17 protein-coding genes are annotated in these 18,620 nt (G+C 52.9%); all 17 read left to right on the top strand.

Translation table 11 applies throughout. From position 1 onward, the window contains the following. The first annotated feature begins 4 nt into the window (after positions 1 to 4). The 17 genes from ACI43T_RS01340 (at position 5) to ftsA (ending at position 18,570) form a co-directional block, all read left to right on the top strand. Entirely contained in the window at positions 5 to 1,483 is a 1,479-nt protein-coding gene (locus ACI43T_RS01340) for a UDP-N-acetylmuramoyl-L-alanyl-D-glutamate--2,6-diaminopimelate ligase (protein ID WP_405385320.1), read from the top strand. Positions 1,484 to 1,670: 187 nt separating this feature from the next. Next, complete coding sequence (locus ACI43T_RS01335; RefSeq protein ID WP_377079752.1) at positions 1,671 to 2,192, top strand: M23 family metallopeptidase; 522 nt, start codon at positions 1,671 to 1,673, stop codon at positions 2,190 to 2,192. A gap of 24 nt (positions 2,193 to 2,216) precedes the next feature. Then, positions 2,217 to 3,077 carry a peptidase gene (locus ACI43T_RS01330; protein ID WP_405385319.1) on the top strand — a complete coding sequence of 287 codons (861 nt, stop codon included), beginning with the start codon at positions 2,217 to 2,219 and terminating at the stop codon, positions 3,075 to 3,077. Beyond that, complete coding sequence (locus ACI43T_RS01325; protein WP_405385318.1) at positions 2,968 to 3,849, top strand: uracil-DNA glycosylase family protein; 882 nt, start codon at positions 2,968 to 2,970, stop codon at positions 3,847 to 3,849. The genes ACI43T_RS01330 and ACI43T_RS01325 overlap by 110 nt, the downstream gene beginning before the upstream one ends. Positions 3,850 to 3,904: 55 nt before the next feature. Continuing rightward, positions 3,905 to 5,272, top strand: coding sequence for a UDP-N-acetylmuramoyl-tripeptide--D-alanyl-D-alanine ligase (locus ACI43T_RS01320; protein WP_405385317.1), 1,368 nt, complete (start codon positions 3,905 to 3,907; stop codon positions 5,270 to 5,272). A 2-nt stretch (positions 5,273 to 5,274) separates the two neighbouring features. Continuing rightward, a complete protein-coding gene (locus ACI43T_RS01315) occupies positions 5,275 to 5,463 on the top strand; it encodes a hypothetical protein (protein WP_405385316.1) in 189 nt (62 codons plus the stop codon). 357 nt (positions 5,464 to 5,820) lie between these two features. Then, entirely contained in the window at positions 5,821 to 6,903 is a 1,083-nt protein-coding gene (gene mraY, locus ACI43T_RS01310; protein ID WP_009174321.1) for a phospho-N-acetylmuramoyl-pentapeptide-transferase, read from the top strand. A 57-nt stretch (positions 6,904 to 6,960) separates the two neighbouring features. Next, the gene (gene murD / locus ACI43T_RS01305; protein WP_405385315.1) at positions 6,961 to 8,298 is read left to right on the top strand and encodes a UDP-N-acetylmuramoyl-L-alanine--D-glutamate ligase; all 1,338 of its coding nucleotides are present in this window, start codon (positions 6,961 to 6,963) and stop codon (positions 8,296 to 8,298) included. Positions 8,299 to 8,311: 13 nt separating this feature from the next. After that, a complete protein-coding gene (locus ACI43T_RS01300) occupies positions 8,312 to 8,896 on the top strand; it encodes a L,D-transpeptidase family protein (protein ID WP_405385314.1) in 585 nt (194 codons plus the stop codon). A gap of 203 nt (positions 8,897 to 9,099) precedes the next feature. Continuing rightward, a complete protein-coding gene (locus ACI43T_RS01295) occupies positions 9,100 to 10,596 on the top strand; it encodes an amidase (protein ID WP_405385313.1) in 1,497 nt (498 codons plus the stop codon). 77 nt (positions 10,597 to 10,673) lie between these two features. Beyond that, a complete protein-coding gene (locus ACI43T_RS01290) occupies positions 10,674 to 11,408 on the top strand; it encodes a hypothetical protein (RefSeq protein WP_405385312.1) in 735 nt (244 codons plus the stop codon). Positions 11,409 to 11,690: 282 nt separating this feature from the next. Continuing rightward, a complete protein-coding gene (ftsW, locus tag ACI43T_RS01285) occupies positions 11,691 to 12,851 on the top strand; it encodes a putative lipid II flippase FtsW (RefSeq protein WP_405385311.1) in 1,161 nt (386 codons plus the stop codon). 3 nt (positions 12,852 to 12,854) lie between these two features. Further along, on the top strand, positions 12,855 to 13,922 hold the full coding sequence (murG, locus tag ACI43T_RS01280) for an undecaprenyldiphospho-muramoylpentapeptide beta-N-acetylglucosaminyltransferase (RefSeq protein WP_405385310.1): 1,068 nt from the start codon (positions 12,855 to 12,857) through the stop codon (positions 13,920 to 13,922). Positions 13,923 to 14,066: 144 nt separating this feature from the next. After that, positions 14,067 to 15,476, top strand: coding sequence for a UDP-N-acetylmuramate--L-alanine ligase (gene murC, locus ACI43T_RS01275; protein ID WP_297955952.1), 1,410 nt, complete (start codon positions 14,067 to 14,069; stop codon positions 15,474 to 15,476). A 190-nt stretch (positions 15,477 to 15,666) separates the two neighbouring features. After that, positions 15,667 to 16,578 carry a D-alanine--D-alanine ligase gene (locus ACI43T_RS01270; protein ID WP_405385309.1) on the top strand — a complete coding sequence of 304 codons (912 nt, stop codon included), beginning with the start codon at positions 15,667 to 15,669 and terminating at the stop codon, positions 16,576 to 16,578. Then, entirely contained in the window at positions 16,568 to 17,311 is a 744-nt protein-coding gene (locus tag ACI43T_RS01265) for a cell division protein FtsQ/DivIB (protein WP_314107336.1), read from the top strand. Before ACI43T_RS01270 ends, ACI43T_RS01265 begins: the two co-directional genes overlap by 11 nt. A 14-nt stretch (positions 17,312 to 17,325) precedes the next feature. Continuing rightward, entirely contained in the window at positions 17,326 to 18,570 is a 1,245-nt protein-coding gene (gene ftsA / locus ACI43T_RS01260) for a cell division protein FtsA (protein ID WP_009174314.1), read from the top strand. Positions 18,571 to 18,620 lie beyond the last annotated feature (50 nt).

Here is an 18,620-nt window from a genome sequence, read left to right as displayed (position 1 = left end):
GTATATGTTCAGCAAGTTAACCCCTTTAGCTGAAACCAACTTTCCGCCTCTGCTGTGTGCAAACGCAGCAGGGCGTTTGTTGCATTCAGACAGCCGTCAAATCAAACAAGGTGATATTTTCGTTGCCTGTCAGGGCGAATATACCGACGGCCGCAGTTATATCCCCGCTGCCATTGCCAACGGCGCGGCTTTTGTTTTTTGGGACGACGACGGCAAATTTGCGTGGAATCCCGAATGGAAAGTCCCCAATCAAGGCATCAAAGATTTGAAACACCGTGCCGGCATGTTGGCGGCGCAAGTTTACGGCAACGTTTCAGACGACCTCAAAGTCTGGGGCGTAACCGGCACCAACGGCAAAACCTCCATCACACAATGGCTGGCGCAAGCCGCCGATTTGTTGGGCGAAAAAACTGCCATCATCGGCACGGTCGGCAATGGCTTTTGGGGCGCATTGGAAGAAACCACGCACACCACCCCCGCCCCCGTCGATGTCCAAACCCTGCTCTACCGCTTCCGTCAACAGGGCGCAACAGCCGCCGCGATGGAAGTCTCCAGCCACGGCCTTGATCAGTCGCGCGTCAACGGCGTGCCATTCCGCAGCGCAATTTTCACCAACCTCACCCGAGACCATCTCGACTATCACGGCACGATGGAAGCCTACGGTGCCATCAAGTCGCGCCTGTTTTACTGGCACAGCTTGAAACACGCCGTCATCAACGTAGATGACGAATATGGCGCAGAACTCGTAGGTCGTCTGAAAAAAGACTGCCCTGATTTGGCTGTTTACAGCTACGGCTTCAGCGAACACGCCGACATCTGCATTGTTCATTTCACCGCCTCTTCAGACGGCATGGAAGCCGTATTCCAAACGCCGTGGGGCGAAGGCCGCTGCCGCACGCGCCTGCTCGGACGGTTCAACGCGCAAAACCTCGCCGCCTGCATCGCCTTGCTTTGTGCCAACGGCTATCCGCTTGATAAAGTATTGGATGTGCTGGCAAAAATCCGTCCTGCCTCAGGTCGCATGGACTGCATCATGAACAGCGGCAAGCCTTTGGTCGTCGTCGATTACGCCCACACGCCCGATGCATTGGAAAAAGCACTCGCTACTTTGCAGGAAATCAAACCGCAGGGCGCGGCTTTGTGGTGCGTATTCGGCTGCGGCGGCAACCGTGACCGAGGCAAACGCCCGCTGATGGGCGTAGCAGCCGTGCAGGGCGCAGATAAAGTCGTCGTAACCAGCGACAACCCGCGTTTGGAAAATCCGCAAGACATCATCAACGACATCCTGCCTGCCGTGCCCGCGCCCGAATGCGTCGAAGCCGACCGCGCCGCAGCTATCCGTTATGTAGTCGAACGTGCCGCCGCAAACGACATTATCCTGATTGCCGGAAAAGGACACGAAAATTATCAGGATATGCAGGGAGTGAAGCATCATTTTTCTGATTTTGAAGTTGCAGAGAAAGCGTTGGCAGAGCGGATATAACAACGGGTACCAAAGTTTTCAGACGGCCTGAAGACCATCAAGGTCGTCTGAAAGCGTTTATACCCACGATAAAAACAACAGACACACGCATTACGGCACGTCAGCTATTAAACCTATCGCAGTTGTTTCAGACGGCCTCTGATTATCGTTTCAAGAGGCCGTCTGAAAAAACAAGGAGACCGATTTGATGCTGAAAATGCCGACAAAAACCCTTTTAATCAGTGCAGCCATGATTTTATTTGCGGGCTGTACCACCAAACAACTGCCGCGCCCGAACGCTGAAATTGCCGAGCTGAGGGCGAAAGAGCCGCCGGCGGCGCAAAGTTTGCCCAATCCTGTTAAAGGCAAGCGTTTTGACGACACTTGGGGCGCGGCGCGCAGCCAGGGGCGCAGACATGAAGGCGTGGATATTTTCGCTAAGAAAAACACGCCGATACGCAGTACGACGCCCGGTATCGTAACCAAAATCGGGCGCAACCGATTGGGTGGCAAAGTCATCGGCATCCAAGGGCCGGGCGCATGGCACTACTATGCCCACCTCAACAAATTCGCCAGCGTCCGCCTGTATGAACGTGTGAAAGAAGGACAGGTCATCGGCTATGTCGGCAAAACCGGCAACGCCAAAACCACGCCTGCCCATTTGCATTACGGCGTGTATCTGCCAAGCGGTGCGATTAATCCGTATCTGTTGATTAATCAGGACAAATAGGTCGTCTGAAAAAAGGGTGAAGCAATGAACGCAAAAAAATTGGTCAAAGCCACAAACATTATCGGCATGACGGCAGTCGTGCTGCTGGTGTATTGGGTGTTTGTCCTGATTTTGACCAGCGTTTTCGGTCTTCGGATATTTCGCGAACATATTACAGAAATCTTTGCGATGAGCATTTTGGGCATTCTTGCCGTGATGGCGGGTGCGCTGATGCTGAATATTATGTTGAACCTGACTCGCATAGCTGAGCGCGGTCAAGAGGCTGATGTGAAAAACGGCAGAAAAATCCTATATCTGCTGTTTGCAGTCTTCCCCGTTTTAGCGGCATTATTGTTCGGAGGCAACTATCTGACTGTGCAGAAAAAGCGTGAAATCCTGATTAAATCGGCAGAACGTATCGTTAAAGACAGTCCCGCCCAAATGAGCGCGCTGGCGGATTACCGTTTCGATTCGGCGTATATCAACAAATCGGCGGAAATCCTAAAAGTGATGGCGAAAGAAGATTCGGCTTTCGAATCCGCTTCGCTGATTGTGCCGGATACGGTCGGCGGCAAGCCGGTTTACCTGCTGTTTTCCGCCCATTCCCGCTTTGATGAGACCGTTGGTGAACCTGTGCCAGAAGGCAGTCAGGAGCAAACCGACGACGGCGGTTTCGTGGTTGTCAGAAACGGTGAGAAAAAAGTAGTCAGAAAAACAGAGTATCTTTACGCCCCAGACTTAAATGAGCGCGAATACCTGCAAAAAGTATTTGCCGGACAAACCGATGAAATACGTTATGAAGCGCATGACGGCAATTACAGCCTTTGTCGCCCCTACCGTCAAAATGGCAAAACCGCCGTATTGTGTTTTTCCGATTACCAGAGGTATGGGAAAATCGGCAGTTGAGTATGGGAAAATCGGTTTCAATATTACAGAAATACGTCAAGTGAATGATTTACAAGAAGTATTGCTGAGTAAATATGTAGAGATTTTAAACAAACCGGAACATCAGAACTTGTTGCATGCAATTAACAATAAGGACAATAAATTATCCAATATCCATTTGGGTTTTGTTCCTGAGCATTATGAAAGCGCAGAACACAAAATTCTGATTGTCGGCAGAGAAACACGCAGTTGGTACGATAGCAAGAAATTTGATGAATATCATGCCGAAAATGTAAGGCAACTGATGTCGTTAAGCAAAGATTTTATTTGGCGGAATTTGACTGGAGATTTAAAAAGAAACACAAAAGGAGCAACCTTTTTCAATTTCGTCCGCAAGGTTGCCAAGCGAAGTGGGAACGAAGGCATCTTGTGGGCTAATATTTTTGCGGTGGACTATAAAACTAAACATCCCAAGTATTCGGATTGGTTCGAAGATATAAAAACACTTTCCTGTAAATTACTGCGTGCCCAAATTGAAATTTTAAAGCCACAGATTATTCTTTTCGTAAGCGGAGACGGCGGTGTAGCGGCGCAGAGGGAGTGCTTTCCTGATTTGTCCGGCTCGGGTCAAGGCGTAAACGGCTTGAATAAGGGAAAACTGGAAAAATTTTCTTTTGAAGGTGATAAGGAAATAATATGTTACCGAGCACCTCATCCCAGTACCAGAAATCGAGAAGGAAGGCGTGCTTTAAAGGTGCTCGTCGAAGAGTTGCTGCCTTCTGCCAAAGTGTAAAATGCCTTTGCAACAAAACGCCTGTTTGAAAATAAAAAAACAAACGAAAGAGACCATGAAACCACTAGACCTAAACTTTATCTGCCAAACCCTCAATCTTCCGACGTCGTCTGAAAACAAACCCGTTTCGCGTGTCGTAACCGACAGCCGCGACATCCGCGCGGGCGATGTGTTTTTCGCATTGGCGGGCGAGCGGTTTGACGCGCATGATTTTGTTGAAGACGTATTGGCTGAGGGTGCGGCGGCGGTTGTGGTTTCGCGCGAAGATTGTGCTGTAATGGACGGTGCGTTGAAAGTCGATGACACGCTTGCCGCGTTGCAAACGTTGGCGAAGGCGTGGCGCGATAATGTGAACCCGTTTGTGTTCGGCATTACCGGCTCGGGCGGCAAGACGACGGTGAAGGAAATGCTAGCTGCGGTATTGCGCCGCCGTTTCGGCGATGATGCAGTGTTGGCGACGGCGGGCAACTTCAACAACCATATCGGCCTTCCGCTGACTTTGTTGAAATTAAACGAAAAACACCGCTATGCCGTGATTGAAATGGGCATGAACCATTTCGGCGAGCTGGCGGTTTTGACGCAAATAGCCAAACCCGATGCCGCTTTGGTCAACAACGCCCTGCGCGCCCATGTCGGCTGCGGTTTTGACGGTACGCTCGATATTGCCAAGGCGAAAAGCGAGATTTATCAAGGCTTGGGCGAAGACGGATTGGCTTTGATTCCGTGCGAAGACGAACATGCCGCCGTGTTTCAGACGGCCTCCCAAAGTCATCAGCAGCGGACTTTCGGTGTCGATAGCGGCGATGTCCACGCGGAAAATATCGTGCTGAAACCTTTGTCGTGCGAATTTGATTTGGTGTGCGGCAACGAGCGCACAGCCGTGGTGCTGCCCGTTCCCGGCCGCCACAATGTCCATAACGCCGCCGCTGCCGCCGCGCTGGCTTTGGCGGCAGGTTTGAGTTTGAACGATGTGGCGGAAGGTTTGCAAGGCTTTAGCAATATCAAAGGCCGTCTGAACGTCAAGTTGGGCATCAAAGGTGCGACCCTGATTGACGATACTTACAACGCTAACCCCGACAGCATGAAAGCCGCGATTGACGTGTTGGCGCGTATGCCTGCGCCGCGTATTTTCGTGATGGGCGATATGGGCGAATTGGGCGAGGACGAAGCCGCCGCCATGCACGCCGAAGTCGGCGCGTACGCCCGCGACCAAGGCATCGAAGCGGCTTATTTTGTCGGCGACAACAGCGTCGAAGCGGCGGAAACATTTGGCGCGGACGGTTTGTGGTTTGCCGCCAAAGACCCGTTGATTCAAGTGTTGAGCCACGATTTGCCCGAACGCGCCACCGTGTTGGTGAAAGGTTCGCGCTTTATGAAGATGGAAGAAGTGGTCGAGGCATTGACGGATAAAGAGGCCGTCTGAAAATGAAAAGCCGCAGCTTTGTGAAAGCCTTATTGCTGATTGCCGCTCTGATTGGCGCGTTTTATGCCGGAATGCGGACGCAGGCGTATCTTTATGAAGACCTCTGTCTGGATTTGGGCGGCGGCAAGAATCCGGGGAGTTATCCGATTTGCGTGCTGGACAAGAATGTCGCGGACGAACGTCTGAAATAAATGTGTATTTTTCAGACGGCCTGAAAATGAATAAGCTTTTTTGTCTGTTGAGCGTTTTGCTGCCGGGTGCTTGTTATCGGTGGGAAATCAAAGTACAGGCAGTTCGAGATGTCCCTGTCTGCCGCGACAGCAATGCCGCATATTCGCGTGCGGATTTTATCGTTCCGAAAAACAGTATCTGCTATTTAGGCAGGAAGGCGTACGGCAAAGCGGACAGGTTCACAGCCATCCGCCGTACTGACGGTTTGGAAGGCTGGATGTTTGAAGATAGCGCCGACTCGTCAAATAGAAACCCGATGCCGTCTGAAGATTTTTCAGACGGCCTGTGCAACAACAAAAATAAAAGAAGGAAGCCCCATGTTTGTATGGCTCTCACATCTCAGCGACTGGTTGTCGGCGCTGAATGTTTTTCAATATACCACCTTCCGTGCCGTAATGGCCGCGCTGACCGCGCTGGTGTTTTCGCTGCTGCTCGGTCCGTGGACCATCCGCAAACTGACTCAGTTGAAAGTCGGGCAGGCAGTGCGTACCGACGGGCCGCAAACCCACCTCATCAAAAACGGCACGCCGACGATGGGCGGCTCGCTGATTCTGACCGCCATCGCCGTATCCACGCTGTTGTGGGGCAACTGGGCCAACCCGTATATCTGGATTCTGCTGGCGGTATTGCTCGCCACCGGTGCACTCGGTTTTTACGACGACTGGCGCAAAGTCGTCTATAAAGACCCCAACGGCGTTTCCGCCAAATTCAAAATGGTGTGGCAGTCGAGCGTTGCCATCTTGGCGGGCGTGTTTCTGTTTTACGCCGCCGAACTGCCGTCCAGTACGGCCTTTATCGTGCCGTTTCTCAAACAAATTGCCTATCCGCTCGGCGGCGTCGGTTTTGTCGTGCTGACCTATTTCGTGATTGTCGGCACATCCAACGCCGTCAACCTGACCGACGGCTTGGACGGTTTGGCCGCATTCCCCGTTGTTTTGGTGGCGGGCGGTTTGGCGATTTTCGCCTATGCCAGCGGCCATGCCCAGTTTGCCCAATACCTGCAACTGCCCTATGTGGCCGGCGCCAACGAAGTCGTCGTCTTCTGCGCCGCCATGTGCGGCGCCTGCCTCGGCTTCTTATGGTTCAACGCCTATCCCGCCCAAGTCTTTATGGGCGACGTCGGCGCCTTGGCACTCGGTGCCGCACTCGGTACGGTGGCGGTCATTGTGCGGCAGGAAATCGTTTTATTCATCATGGGCGGTTTGTTCGTCGTCGAAGCCGTATCGGTGATGTTGCAGGTCGGCTGGTACAAACGCACCAAAAAACGCATCTTCCTGATGGCGCCCATCCACCACCATTATGAACAAAAGGGTTGGAAAGAAACCCAAGTCGTCGTCCGCTTCTGGATTATTACCATCGTGTTGGTACTGGTCGGATTGAGTACGCTGAAAATCCGCTAAAATTACAAACTGTTTTTCAGACGGCCTGAAGGCCGTCTGAAAACCGAGGCAAAGAAAATGACTTTCCAAAACAAAAAAATCCTCGTCGCCGGACTCGGCGGCACGGGTATTTCCATGATTGCCTACCTGCGCAAAAACGGCGCGGAGGTTGCCGCTTATGATGCGGAGTTGAAACCGGAGCGCGTGTCGCAAATCGGTAAGATGTTTGACGGGCTGGTGTTTTACACGGGTCGTCTGAAAGATGCGCTGGACAACGGTTTCGATATTCTGGCGCTCAGCCCCGGTATCAGCGAGCGGCAGCCTGATATTGAGGCGTTCAAGCAAAACGGCGGGCGCGTGTTGGGCGACATCGAATTGCTGGCGGATATTGTGAACCGCCGCGGCGACAAGGTGATTGCGATTACCGGCAGCAACGGCAAAACCACGGTAACGAGCCTGGTCGGCTATCTCTGCATCAAGTGCGGGCTGGATACCGTTATCGCGGGCAATATCGGCACGCCGGTTTTGGAGGCGGAATTGCAGCGCGAAGGCAAAAAGGCAGATGTGTGGGTGTTGGAGCTTTCCAGCTTTCAACTGGAAAACACCGAAAGCCTGCGCCCGACCGCGGCGACGGTGCTGAACATCTCCGAAGACCATCTCGACCGCTACGACGATTTGCTCGACTATGCGCATACCAAAGCCAAGATTTTCCGTGGCGATGGCGTGCAGGTTTTAAATTCAGACGACGTGTTCTGCCGCGCCATGAAACGCGCCGGGCGCGAGGTGAAATGGTTTTCGTTGGAACACGAAGCCGATTTTTGGTTGGAGCGCGAGACAGGCCGTCTGAAACAAGGCAATGAAGATTTGATTGCCACGCAAGACATCCCGCTGCAAGGCCTGCACAACGCCGCCAACGTCATGGCTGCCGTTGCCTTGTGCGAAGCCGTCGGTTTGCCGCGCGAAGCATTGCTCGAACACGTCAAAGCCTTCCAAGGCCTACCGCACCGCGTGGAAAAAATCGGCGAGAAAAACGGCGTGGTGTTCATCGACGACAGCAAAGGCACGAACGTCGGAGCGACTGCCGCCGCGATTGCCGGTTTGCAAAATCCGCTCTTCGTGATTTTGGGCGGTATGGGCAAAGGGCAGGACTTCACGCCCCTGCGCGACGCGCTTGCCGGCAAGGCAAAAGGCGTGTTCCTGATCGGTGTCGATGCGCCGCAAATCCGCCGCGATTTGGACGGCTGCGATCTGAATATGACCGACTGCGCCACTTTGGAAGAAGCGGTTCAGACGGCATATGCCCAAGCCGAAGCGGGCGATATCGTGCTGCTCAGCCCCGCCTGCGCGAGCTTCGATATGTTCAAAGGCTATGCGCACCGTTCGGAAGTGTTTATCGAGGCGTTTAAGGCTTTGTGAGGCCGTCTGAAACATGAAAAGAGGGTTGAAAATCAGTTTGGCGGCGGTTTTGCTTTTGGCAGTCGCTGCCGGAGTGGTTTGGTATTCCATGCCCATCCGTTCCGAGCAGACCGTTGCGACATCAGGTAAACCCGCCGTTGCTGCGCCAAGCGAAACGCCGCTTCCCGCAAATGCCGTTATCGACAGATTGGTCGTACATAAAAGCAAGCGCACCATGTCGGCGTACTCGAAAGGCAGGTTGCTGAAAACCTATCCCATTGCGCTGGGCAAGCAGCCCGTCGGGCATAAACACTTTGAAGGCGACGGCAAAACGCCCGAAGGGAAATACCGCATCAACGATCGCAATCCCAACAGCGCATACCACAAAAAACTCGGCGTTTCCTATCCCAACGAGGCCGACAAAGCCTATGCGGCGGCACAAGGTAAAAGTCCGGGCGGGCTGATTAAAATCCACGGCATCAAAAACGGCTGGGGTTCCATCGGCAAAAGGCATCTGCAAAGAGACTGGACCGACGGCTGCATCGCGGTAACGGACGAGGAAATCGACGAACTCTACCGCAGCGTGAAACACAACGCGGAAATTGAGATTTTGCCGTAAGCCTTGTGCGCCATTGCCTCAAAGGTCGTCTGAAAACGTCAAGGCGGTTTCAGACGACCTTTTTGCAGCAACGGCAAACTTGTTCCTTGCCTTTATCCGGTGTGACTGTTTCTTAAAATTTGCCTATGCGGGCAAACGGCGAGGCGGCGGGCAGTCATGCCAGACCGACAAAACGTGTGTTCATCAATCCGAAAGGAAAACCCATGAATTTTCAAGACTACATCCGTTACGATGCCGTCGGTTTGGCAGAGCTGATCCGCAAAAAAGAAGTGTGTGCCGATGAAGTATTGCAGGCTGCTTTAAACCGCTTGGACGAAGTCAATCCCAAGCTCAATCTGTTGGCGCACGATTTGCGCGAACGCGCGGCGGCGTGGCAGGGGTCGTCTGAAAATGCCGATACGCCACTGGCGGGCGTGCCGTTTTTGCTCAAAGACCTGTTGGCGGATTGGGAAGGCGCGCCGACATGGTCGGGTTCGCGCATGATGCAGCATTACATTGCCAAGCAAAACAGCGATTTGACCCAAGCCTATCTCGATGCGGGGCTGCGCGTGTTCGGCAAAACCACCACGCCCGAATGGGGCGCGTATCCCGTTACCGAAACCGAAATTTACGGCATCACGCGCAATCCGTGGCATTTGGATTACACCGCGGGCGGCAGCAGCGGCGGTGCGGCGGCGGCAGTGGCTTCGGGCGTCGTACCCGCAGCGCACGGCAGCGACGGCGGCGGTTCCATCCGCTTACCCGCGCACAACTGCGGCGTGTTCGGGCTGAAACCCACGCGCGGCCGCAGCAGTTATGCGCCAAACGCATCGGAGGCATGGCAAGGTTTGGTATGCGACCATGTCTTGACCCGCAGCGTGCGCGACAGCGCGGTTTTGCTGGACATCGCCGCTCGAACCCAAGAGCGCGCCCTGTATGCTTGCCCGCCGCCGCCCGAAAACGGTTTTGCAGACAGCCTGAAACAAGAAACAGGTCGTCTGAAAATCGCTTTTTGGAAGCAGACATGGTTTGGCGGCGGCAACGACGAAGGCACGGAAGCCGCGTTCGCCCATAGTTTGAAACTGATGCAAGATGCGGGACACGAATTAGAAGAAGCCACGCCCGATTTCGCACCGCCCGAACAGCTCAACCGCGCCGCCCGCGTCATCGTCATGGGTGAAACGGCAAAACTGTTCTACCAATATCAATACGAAACCGGACAAAAACTGCCGCACCACCTGCTTGAGCCGACAACGTGGGCAATGATTGTGCAGGGGCGGCAAATCAGCGCGGGCGAAATGGCTTGGGCGCGCGATGTGATGCTGGCGCAGGAACGCGCCGCCAAAGCATTTTTCACGCGCTACGACGTGTTGATGACGCCCGTCTGCCCGCGCACCACGCCGAAAATCGGCGAGATGATGCCGCCGCCCGCCGCGCAAAAAGCCATGCGCCTGCTGTTCGGCACGCTGCGCTTGGGTTTCCTGTTGAAAAACAACCCGTTTTTGGAAAAGGAAGCCGCCGCCGCGCTGCAATACGTCGGCTATACGTCGCCGCTGAACATGAGCGGCAACCCCGCCATGAGTGTGCCGCTTTACCGGCATCACGGGCTGCCCGTCGGCACCCAGTTCGCCGCCGCACACGGGCGCGAAGACACGCTGCTCCGCCTCGCCGCGCAGTTGGAACAGATACAGCCATGGGCGGAAATACCGCAGTTGGCGTAGGTTTTGCATTGGATAAGAAGCGGTCTGCGCTGACAAAACGGATTGCATCCTCTATCACAAACTGAAGGAATTTTGCCTTGTCTTTCTACCAACGTTATCTGAACGGCGAATACAGCCAAGTTTATGCCGACATCGCCCGACTGCGGCAAAAAGCCTTTCAACCCGAAGCAGCAGCGGAAATCGACCGCTTGCTTACCGAAACCTTTCGGCGTGTGCTGCACAACGCGAATATCGTTGCAGAGACCCTGCCGCAGTTCGGCTATCGGTTCAACCGATGGCGCGATAACGTGATTACGCCGCCCCTGCCCGATGCGGACGAACATATCCGCCGCCTTGTCCAAGCTGTGCAGCCTGTCGGTTTCATTCCCCTTTCGCTGCAATACTTCTACCGGATTGTCGGCGAAATCAACTTTATCTGGGACTATGACGGATATCCTGAAATTTTGTGGGAATATGCCGACCCTTTGTGTGTGTACGGCATAGATTTTGTTTTGGAAGAAGTGGAAAACGAAGACAACGAGTGGCTGGAATGTACCCGAGAATTGCTTGCGGAAAACCCAAAATGCCCGATTGGTTTGACATTTTCGCCCGATGATTACCACAAAGACAATGTAAGCGGCGGCAATGCTTATGAAATCGCATTAAGCACCAAGCCAAGTGTGGATGGTAAAGTGCTGTACGCCCCGCAAAATACACAATTTATCGCGTATCTGCGCCACATTTTCGCCAACGGCGGCTTTGGCAGCGAAGTGGATGCGCCCGAATTCCAAGACTATCTGCAAACCGTATTGCCCAAATTGCTGCCGTTTTAAAGGCAGCCCATAAGGTCGTCTGAAAACATCAAAACGTTTTCAGACGACCTTTTTTGCGTGTGTGATGGGTAGGGTAGGGCGCAAAGAACGTCGGAATCCGACTGTCTTTAAAGAATCTGAATTGTTGCTTTGCCAAGAAACCTTTAGAATGACGTTTTTCTGATTCACGCTATTTTTTCAGACGACCTTCGATGTCCCGATTAGGCGGAGGGTCGTCTGAAACGCTTTGTTCTGGTTGTTCCGGGGCGGATTTTTCCGTCTGCCCCCATACGGATGTTTTTCATGATTAGTCTTTCCAAACTTCTCGACCGCCCGATTTCTTTGGACGGTCGGAAATTCGATGTGTCACTGTTGTGGATGGTCGTTTTGATGACCGCCTTCAGCCTGGTGATGATTTATTCTGCGTCGATTGCCTATGCGGCAGGCGAAGAGGGAACCAAATGGTCGTTTGTCCTCAAGCAAGCTGCGTTTGTGGCGGGAAGCGTGGCGGTTTGCGGCGGCGCGGCGCTGTTTATGCCGATGTACCGCTGGAAGAAATTTACACCGTGGTACCTGATAGGCTGTTTCGTGCTGTTGTGCGCGGTGCTGGTGCTCGGGCGCGAAATCAACGGTGCGCGCCGCTGGATACACTTGGGGCCGGTCAACCTACAACCGACGGAGATGTTCAAGCTGGCGGTGGTGCTTTATCTGTCCAGCTTCTTTACCCGTCGGGTGGAAGTTCTGAAACAGGCGAAGAAAATCCTGTTTCCCGGAGCGGTGGTGGGTATCGGGTTGGCACTGATGATGTTGCAGCCGGACTTCGGTTCGTTCGTGGTGGTTACGGTGGTGGCGATGGGAATGCTGTTTCTGGCGGGGTTCCCGTGGAAGTATTTTGTGATGATGCTGGCCGCAGCGATGACGGGTATGGTCAGCCTGATTGCCGTTGCACCGTACCGGATGGCGCGCGTGTCGGCGTTTCTCAACCCGTGGGAGGATCCGTTGGGCAAAGGCTATCAGCTCACCCATTCGCTGATGGCGATTGCGCGCGGCGAATGGTTCGGCGTGGGGCTGGGTGCCAGTTTGGAAAAACGATTTTATCTGCCGGAGGCGCATACTGATTTTATTTTCGCCGTTATCGGCGAAGAGTTCGGCTTTATGGGAATGTGCCTGCTGGTATTCTGCTACGGCTGGCTGGTGTTCCGTGCGTTTTCCATCGGCAAGCAGGCGCGGGATTTGGAGTTGTTTTTCAGCGCGTATGTGGCCAAAGGCATCGGCATCTGGCTGGGTATACAGAGCTTTTTCAATATCGGCGTCAATATCGGTATTCTGCCGACCAAAGGACTGCCGCTGCCGTTGATGTCTTACGGCGGTTCGTCGGTGGTCGTGATGCTGTTGTGCATGACCCTGCTGTTGCGTATCGATTATGAAAACCGCCAGAAAATGCGCGGTTACCAAGTGGAGTAAATTATGGGCGGTAAAACTTTCATGCTGATGGCGGGCGGTACCGGCGGCCATATTTTCCCTGCGCTGGCGGTGGCGGACTCATTGCGCGCGCGCGGCCATCATGTGATTTGGCTGGGCAGCGAAGGCTCGATGGAAGAACGCATCGTGCCGCAATACGACATCCTGCTCGAAACGCTGGCGATTAAAGGCGTGCGCGGCAACGGCATCAAACGCAAGCTGATGCTGCCGTTTACTTTGTATAAAACCGTCCGCGAAGCGCAGCGGATTATCCGGAAACACCGCGTCGAGTGCGTCATCGGTTTCGGCGGCTTCGTTACCTTCCCCGGCGGCTTGGCGGCGAAGCTCTTGGGCGTGCCGATTGTGATTCACGAACAAAACGCCGTGGCTGGTTTGTCCAACCGCCAACTGTCGCGCTGGGCGAAGCGGGTGTTGTACGCTTTTCCGAAAGCGTTCAGTCACGAAGGCGGCTTGGTCGGCAACCCCGTCCGCGCCGATATTGCCAACCTGCCCGCGCCTGCCGAACGTTTTGCAGAGCGCGAAGGCCGTCTGAAAATCCTGGTGGTCGGCGGCAGTTTGGGCGCAGACGTATTGAACAAAACCGTACCGCAGGCATTGGTTTTGCTGCCCGAAGATGCGCGCCCGCAGATGTATCACCAATCGGGTCGAGGCAAACTGGGCAGCTTGCAGGCGGATTACGACGCGCTGGGCGTGGAAGCCGAGTGTGTGGAATTTATTACCGACATGGTGTCCGCCTACCGCGATGCCGATTTGGTGATTTGCCGTGCCGGCGCGCTGACGATTGCCGAGTTGACGGCGGCGGGTCTGGGTGCGTTGCTGGTACCGTATCCTTACGCCGTCGATGACCACCAAACCGCCAACGCGCGTTTTATGGTGCAGGCGGAGGCAGGGCTGCTGTTGCCGCAAGCCCAGTTGACAGCGGAAAAGCTCGCTGAAATCCTCGGCGGCTTAAACCGTGAAAAATGCCTCAAATGGGCGGAAAACGCCCGCACGCTGGCTTTGCCGCACAGCGCGGACGATGTGGCTGAAATCGCAATAGAAACAATATCGTAAGGCCGTCTGAAACAGTGGGATGGGAAAGGTGCTGAAATAATAAGCAATGTTAATTATTCTTTACGCTAAAACCATAGCGTAGAACGCCGCAGCCCTTTAAAATAACGACTTTACGCGTAATTACGCCCATCGGAACACGAAATTATGATGAAAAACAGAGTAACCAATATCCATTTTGTCGGTATCGGCGGTTCGGGTATGAGCGGCATTGCCGAAGTTTTACACAATTTGGGTTTTAAAATCTCCGGTTCCGATCAGGCGAAAAACGCCGCTACCGAACATCTGAGCAGTTTGGGGATACAGGTTTATCCCGGCCATACCGCCGAACACGTTAATGGTGCCGATGTGGTGGTTACTTCTACTGCGGTGAAAAAAGACAATCCGGAAGTGGTGGCTGCCAATGAACAGCAGATTCCGGTAATTCCGCGCGCGCTGATGCTGGCTGAATTGATGCGTTTCCGCGACGGCATCGCCATCGCCGGCACGCACGGCAAAACCACCACCACCAGTCTGACGGCATCCATTCTCGGTGCGGCGGGGTTAGACCCGACTTTTGTTATCGGCGGCAAACTGAATGCCGCGGGAACCAACGCACGTTTGGGCAAAGGTGAATACATCGTTGCCGAGGCCGATGAGTCAGACGCCTCATTCCTGCATCTGACCCCGATTATGTCCGTCGTAACCAATATCGACGAAGACCACATGGATACCTACGGGCACAGCGTTGAAAAACTGCATCAGGCTTTTGTAGATTTTATCCACCGTATGCCGTTCTACGGCAAAGCGTTTTTATGCGTCGACAGCGCACACGTCCGCGCTATTCTGCCCAAAGTAAGCAAACCCTACGCCACTTACGGATTGGACGATACCGCCGATATTTACGCTACCGATATTGAAAATATCGGCGCGCAGATGAAATTCACCGTTCACGTCAACATGAAAGGACACGAGCGGAAAACCTTCGGCGTAGTCTTAAATATGCCTGGCCGCCATAATGTATTGAACGCATTGGCTGCCATCGGTGTGGCACTTGAAGTCGGTGCGCCCGTTGAAGCCATTCAGCAAGGATTGCTCGGCTTTGAGGGCGTCGGCCGCCGCTTCCAGAAATACGGCGACATCAAACTGCCTAATGGTGGGACGGCACTGGTGGTGGATGATTATGGCCACCATCCGGTCGAAATGGCTGCTACTTTGGCGGCGGCACGCGGAGCCTATCCTGAAAAACGTCTGGTGTTGGCGTTTCAGCCGCATCGCTATACCCGTACACGCGATTTGTTTGAAGATTTCACTAAAATCCTGAATACGGTGGACTTATTGGTATTGACCGAAGTTTATGCCGCAGGGGAAGAACCGATTGCCGCTGCCGATTCTCGTGCCTTGGCTCGTGCCATCCGCGTTTTGGGTAAATTGGAACCGATTTACTGTGAAAATGTCAGCGAACTGCCCGCAATGTTGTTGAACGTTTTGCAAGATGGCGACATTGTATTGAACATGGGGGCGGGTAATATCAACAGAGTGCCTGCCGCACTGCTCGAATTGTCGCAGCAAACCTGAGTGATGGTCAGCTTGAAAGCTGTCGCGTGCGGGTGGTTTGAAAGTTGATTGGTCGGCTTTGTCAGCAATGTTCGATTTGGCAGAAGCGGGTAATTTCCTTGTGCGCTGTAAGACAGATAATTTAAAGCATTGATGCCGTCTGAAAATCTTTCAGACGGCCTGTATCAAAAATAAAGAAAGAATTTTAATAATGCAGAATTTTGGCAAAGTTGCCGTGTTGATGGGCGGTTTTTCCAGCGAACGCAATGTTTCGTTGGACAGCGGTGCTGCGATTGTCGCCGCATTGAAGGGCAGGGGAGTGGACGCACATGCGTTCGATCCGAAAGAGACGCCTTTGGCCGATTTGAAAACCCAAGGGTTTCAGACGGCCTTCAACATCTTGCACGGTACCTATGGTGAAGACGGAGCAGTTCAAGGGACCTTGGAGTTGCTCGGTATCCCTTATACCGGCAGCGGCGTGGCGGCCTCGGCAATCGGCATGGATAAATACCGTTGCAAGTTGATTTGGCAGGCCTTGGGCCTGCCTGTTCCCGAATTTGCGGTATTGCGTGAAGATACCGATTTTGAGGCGGTAGAAAAGCGGTTGGGATTGCCAATGTTCGTCAAACCTGCCAATGAAGGCAGTAGTGTCGGGGTGGTCAAAGTAAAAGAAAAAGGCCGTCTGAAAGACGTGTATGCGGAATTGAAGCATATGAAAGGCGAGATTATCGCCGAACGTTTTATCGGCGGCGGTGAATATTCGTGCCCCGTACTCGGAGGCTGCGGCTTGCCTTCGATTCTGATTGTGCCCGCAACCGAATTTTACGATTATGAAGCGAAATACAATCGTGATGATACGGTATACCGATGCCCGTCCGATTTGAACGCGGTCGATGAAGAATTAATGCGCGAATTGGCAGTGCGCGGTGCTCAGGCGATTGGTGCAGAAGGGTGCGTTCGTGTGGACTTCTTAAAAGATTTGGACGGCAAACTCTATCTGTTGGAAATTAATACGCTGCCCGGTATGACCAGCCATAGTCTGGTACCGAAATCTGCGGCGCAAATCGGTATGGATTTTCCCGATTTGTGTATTGAAATTTTGAAAACAGCTCATGTGGGATGATGCCGGTGCGCTAGGGCGCTTGACTCGTTGGTTATTGCTGCTGATGGTTCTGATGCTGCTGGGGGCTGGTGTGGCTTGGATTTACAACTCGCCGTATTTTCCCGTAAAACAGGTGTCGATCCAAGGTAAGCTGCTGCATACCGACGGCAAACAGTTGCAGGCCATTGCGCACGAATATATGCGCGGCAATATCTTTCGCGCTGATGTTAATGGTGCGCAAACGGCTTTCAGCCAGTTGCCGTGGATTTCGTCTGCTGCTGTCCGCCGCCGTTTGCCGGATACGGTAGAAATCATTTTAAAAGAACGCGAACCAGTGGCAAAATGGTACGACATTGGTCTGGTAGATATGCAGGGTAATGTATTCCCTGCAAAAATTCCTGATAATCTGCCTGTGTTTGAGGGGCAAGAAGGTACCGGTAAGGATATGGTGCAGCGTTATCGTGAATTTACTGATATTTTGGAACCACAAGGTTTGAAAATAGGCAAATTGATTTATACGCCGCGTTCGGCGTGGTCGATTGAGTTGGACAACGGGATTACGATACGCCTCGGGCGCGAAAACGAAATCTTTCGTCTGCAACGGTTTGCAGGAATTTGGCCGAGTTTATTGAAAAAACACGAAAACCGCTTGGCTTATGTCGATATGCGTTATAAAGACGGCTTTGCCGTGCGCTACAGCAAACCATTGGATGAACCTTCTGAAAAAGAGGTTCAGGAACAAACATCTAATTGAATGAATGGGAATTTATGGAACAACAAGGTAAATATATCAGTGCACTGGACATTGGTACGTCAAAAGTTATCGCACTTATCGGAGAGGTCCAAGAGGATAACGAAATTCACATCGTCGGTTTGGGGCAGGCGCCTTCGCGCGGCTTGAAAGCAGGCATGGTGACCAATATTGATGCGACTGCACAGGCCATCAGACAGGCAGTTAATGAAGCTGAATTGATGGCAGATACCAAAATTTCCCACGTTACTACGGGCATCGCCGGCAACCATATTCGAAGCCTGAATTCTCAAGGTGTAGTTAAAATCAAAGACGGAGAAGTCAGCCAAGCGGATATAGACCGCGCCATTGAAACGGCTAAGGCAGTCAATATCCCGCCTGACCATAATATCCTACATACGGTCGTGCAAGAATATATTATTGACAACCAACCTGGAGTCAAAGAGCCCATCGGCATGAGTGGTGTGCGTTTGGATACCCGCGTCCATATTATCACCGGTGCAATTACCGCATTGCAGAATATCCAAAAATGTATCCATCGTTGCGGCCTGCAAATGGATCAGATTATGTTGCAGCCTTTGGCCAGCGGGCAGGCGGTTTTAACCGAAGATGAAAAAGATTTAGGTGTGTGTGTGATTGACATCGGCGGTGGTACCACTGACATTGCTGTCTATACTAATGGAGCTATCCGACATACTGCTGTCATACCGGTTGCAGGGGATTTGATTACCAAAGATTTAGCACAAGCTCTGCGTACGCCACACAGTGCTGCTGAATATATCAAAATTCATTACGGCGTGGCTATGCCAACAATGGACGGATTGGATGAGATGGTGGAAGTCCCCAGTGTCGGCGACCGACAACCCCGCCAAATTTCCCGTCGTGTGCTGGCTAGTGTGATTGGTCCGCGGGTAGAAGAAATTTTAGAATTGACCTTGAATGAGTTACGTCGTTCGGGATTTCCTGAAGAGGTGCTGACCTCAGGCATTGTTTTGACCGGCGGTGCATCTATGCTGACCGGTATCGTAGAATTGGCCGAAGAAGTATTCAATCTGCCTGCCCGCATTGGAGTGCCGCAGGAAATGGGTGGAGTGTCCGAACGTATCCGTAATCCTCGTTATGCTACTGCTATCGGTTTGTTGCAGGCAGCCAGAGGTGAGGAAGATGGTACTGCTGTGGCAGGAGCGGTTGCCGTTAGTGAGCAAGGGCCTAAAGTCAGCTTATGGTCTAGATTCCAAAAATGGCTGAAAGATAATTTCTAAAATTAATTCGGTTGAACATAATGAAGCATCTCTGAATGGAATAAATAATG

The sequence above is a fragment of the Neisseria oralis genome (assembly GCF_045062685.1).
Classification (GTDB): Bacteria; Pseudomonadota; Gammaproteobacteria; order Burkholderiales; family Neisseriaceae; genus Neisseria; species Neisseria oralis.
Note: the sequence above shows the minus strand (reverse complement) of the source record. Positions and strands in the feature narration are given on the sequence as shown.

Excerpts from the sequence above, each read along its gene's own strand:
- ACI43T_RS01340 (WP_405385320.1), top strand. The coding sequence starts at position 5 with ATGTTCAGCAAGTTAACCCCTTTAGCTGAAACCAACTTTCCGCCTCTG.
- ACI43T_RS01335 (WP_377079752.1), top strand. The coding sequence starts at position 1,671 with ATGCTGAAAATGCCGACAAAAACCCTTTTAATCAGTGCAGCCATGATT.
- ACI43T_RS01330 (WP_405385319.1), top strand. The coding sequence starts at position 2,217 with ATGAACGCAAAAAAATTGGTCAAAGCCACAAACATTATCGGCATGACG.
- ACI43T_RS01325 (WP_405385318.1), top strand. The coding sequence starts at position 2,968 with ATGAAGCGCATGACGGCAATTACAGCCTTTGTCGCCCCTACCGTCAAA.
- ACI43T_RS01320 (WP_405385317.1), top strand. The coding sequence starts at position 3,905 with ATGAAACCACTAGACCTAAACTTTATCTGCCAAACCCTCAATCTTCCG.
- ACI43T_RS01315 (WP_405385316.1), top strand. The coding sequence starts at position 5,275 with ATGAAAAGCCGCAGCTTTGTGAAAGCCTTATTGCTGATTGCCGCTCTG.
- mraY (WP_009174321.1), top strand. The coding sequence starts at position 5,821 with ATGTTTGTATGGCTCTCACATCTCAGCGACTGGTTGTCGGCGCTGAAT.
- murD (WP_405385315.1), top strand. The coding sequence starts at position 6,961 with ATGACTTTCCAAAACAAAAAAATCCTCGTCGCCGGACTCGGCGGCACG.
- ACI43T_RS01300 (WP_405385314.1), top strand. The coding sequence starts at position 8,312 with ATGAAAAGAGGGTTGAAAATCAGTTTGGCGGCGGTTTTGCTTTTGGCA.
- ACI43T_RS01295 (WP_405385313.1), top strand. The coding sequence starts at position 9,100 with ATGAATTTTCAAGACTACATCCGTTACGATGCCGTCGGTTTGGCAGAG.
- ftsW (WP_405385311.1), top strand. The coding sequence starts at position 11,691 with ATGATTAGTCTTTCCAAACTTCTCGACCGCCCGATTTCTTTGGACGGT.
- murG (WP_405385310.1), top strand. The coding sequence starts at position 12,855 with ATGGGCGGTAAAACTTTCATGCTGATGGCGGGCGGTACCGGCGGCCAT.
- murC (WP_297955952.1), top strand. The coding sequence starts at position 14,067 with ATGATGAAAAACAGAGTAACCAATATCCATTTTGTCGGTATCGGCGGT.
- ACI43T_RS01270 (WP_405385309.1), top strand. The coding sequence starts at position 15,667 with ATGCAGAATTTTGGCAAAGTTGCCGTGTTGATGGGCGGTTTTTCCAGC.
- ACI43T_RS01265 (WP_314107336.1), top strand. The coding sequence starts at position 16,568 with ATGTGGGATGATGCCGGTGCGCTAGGGCGCTTGACTCGTTGGTTATTG.
- ftsA (WP_009174314.1), top strand. The coding sequence starts at position 17,326 with ATGGAACAACAAGGTAAATATATCAGTGCACTGGACATTGGTACGTCA.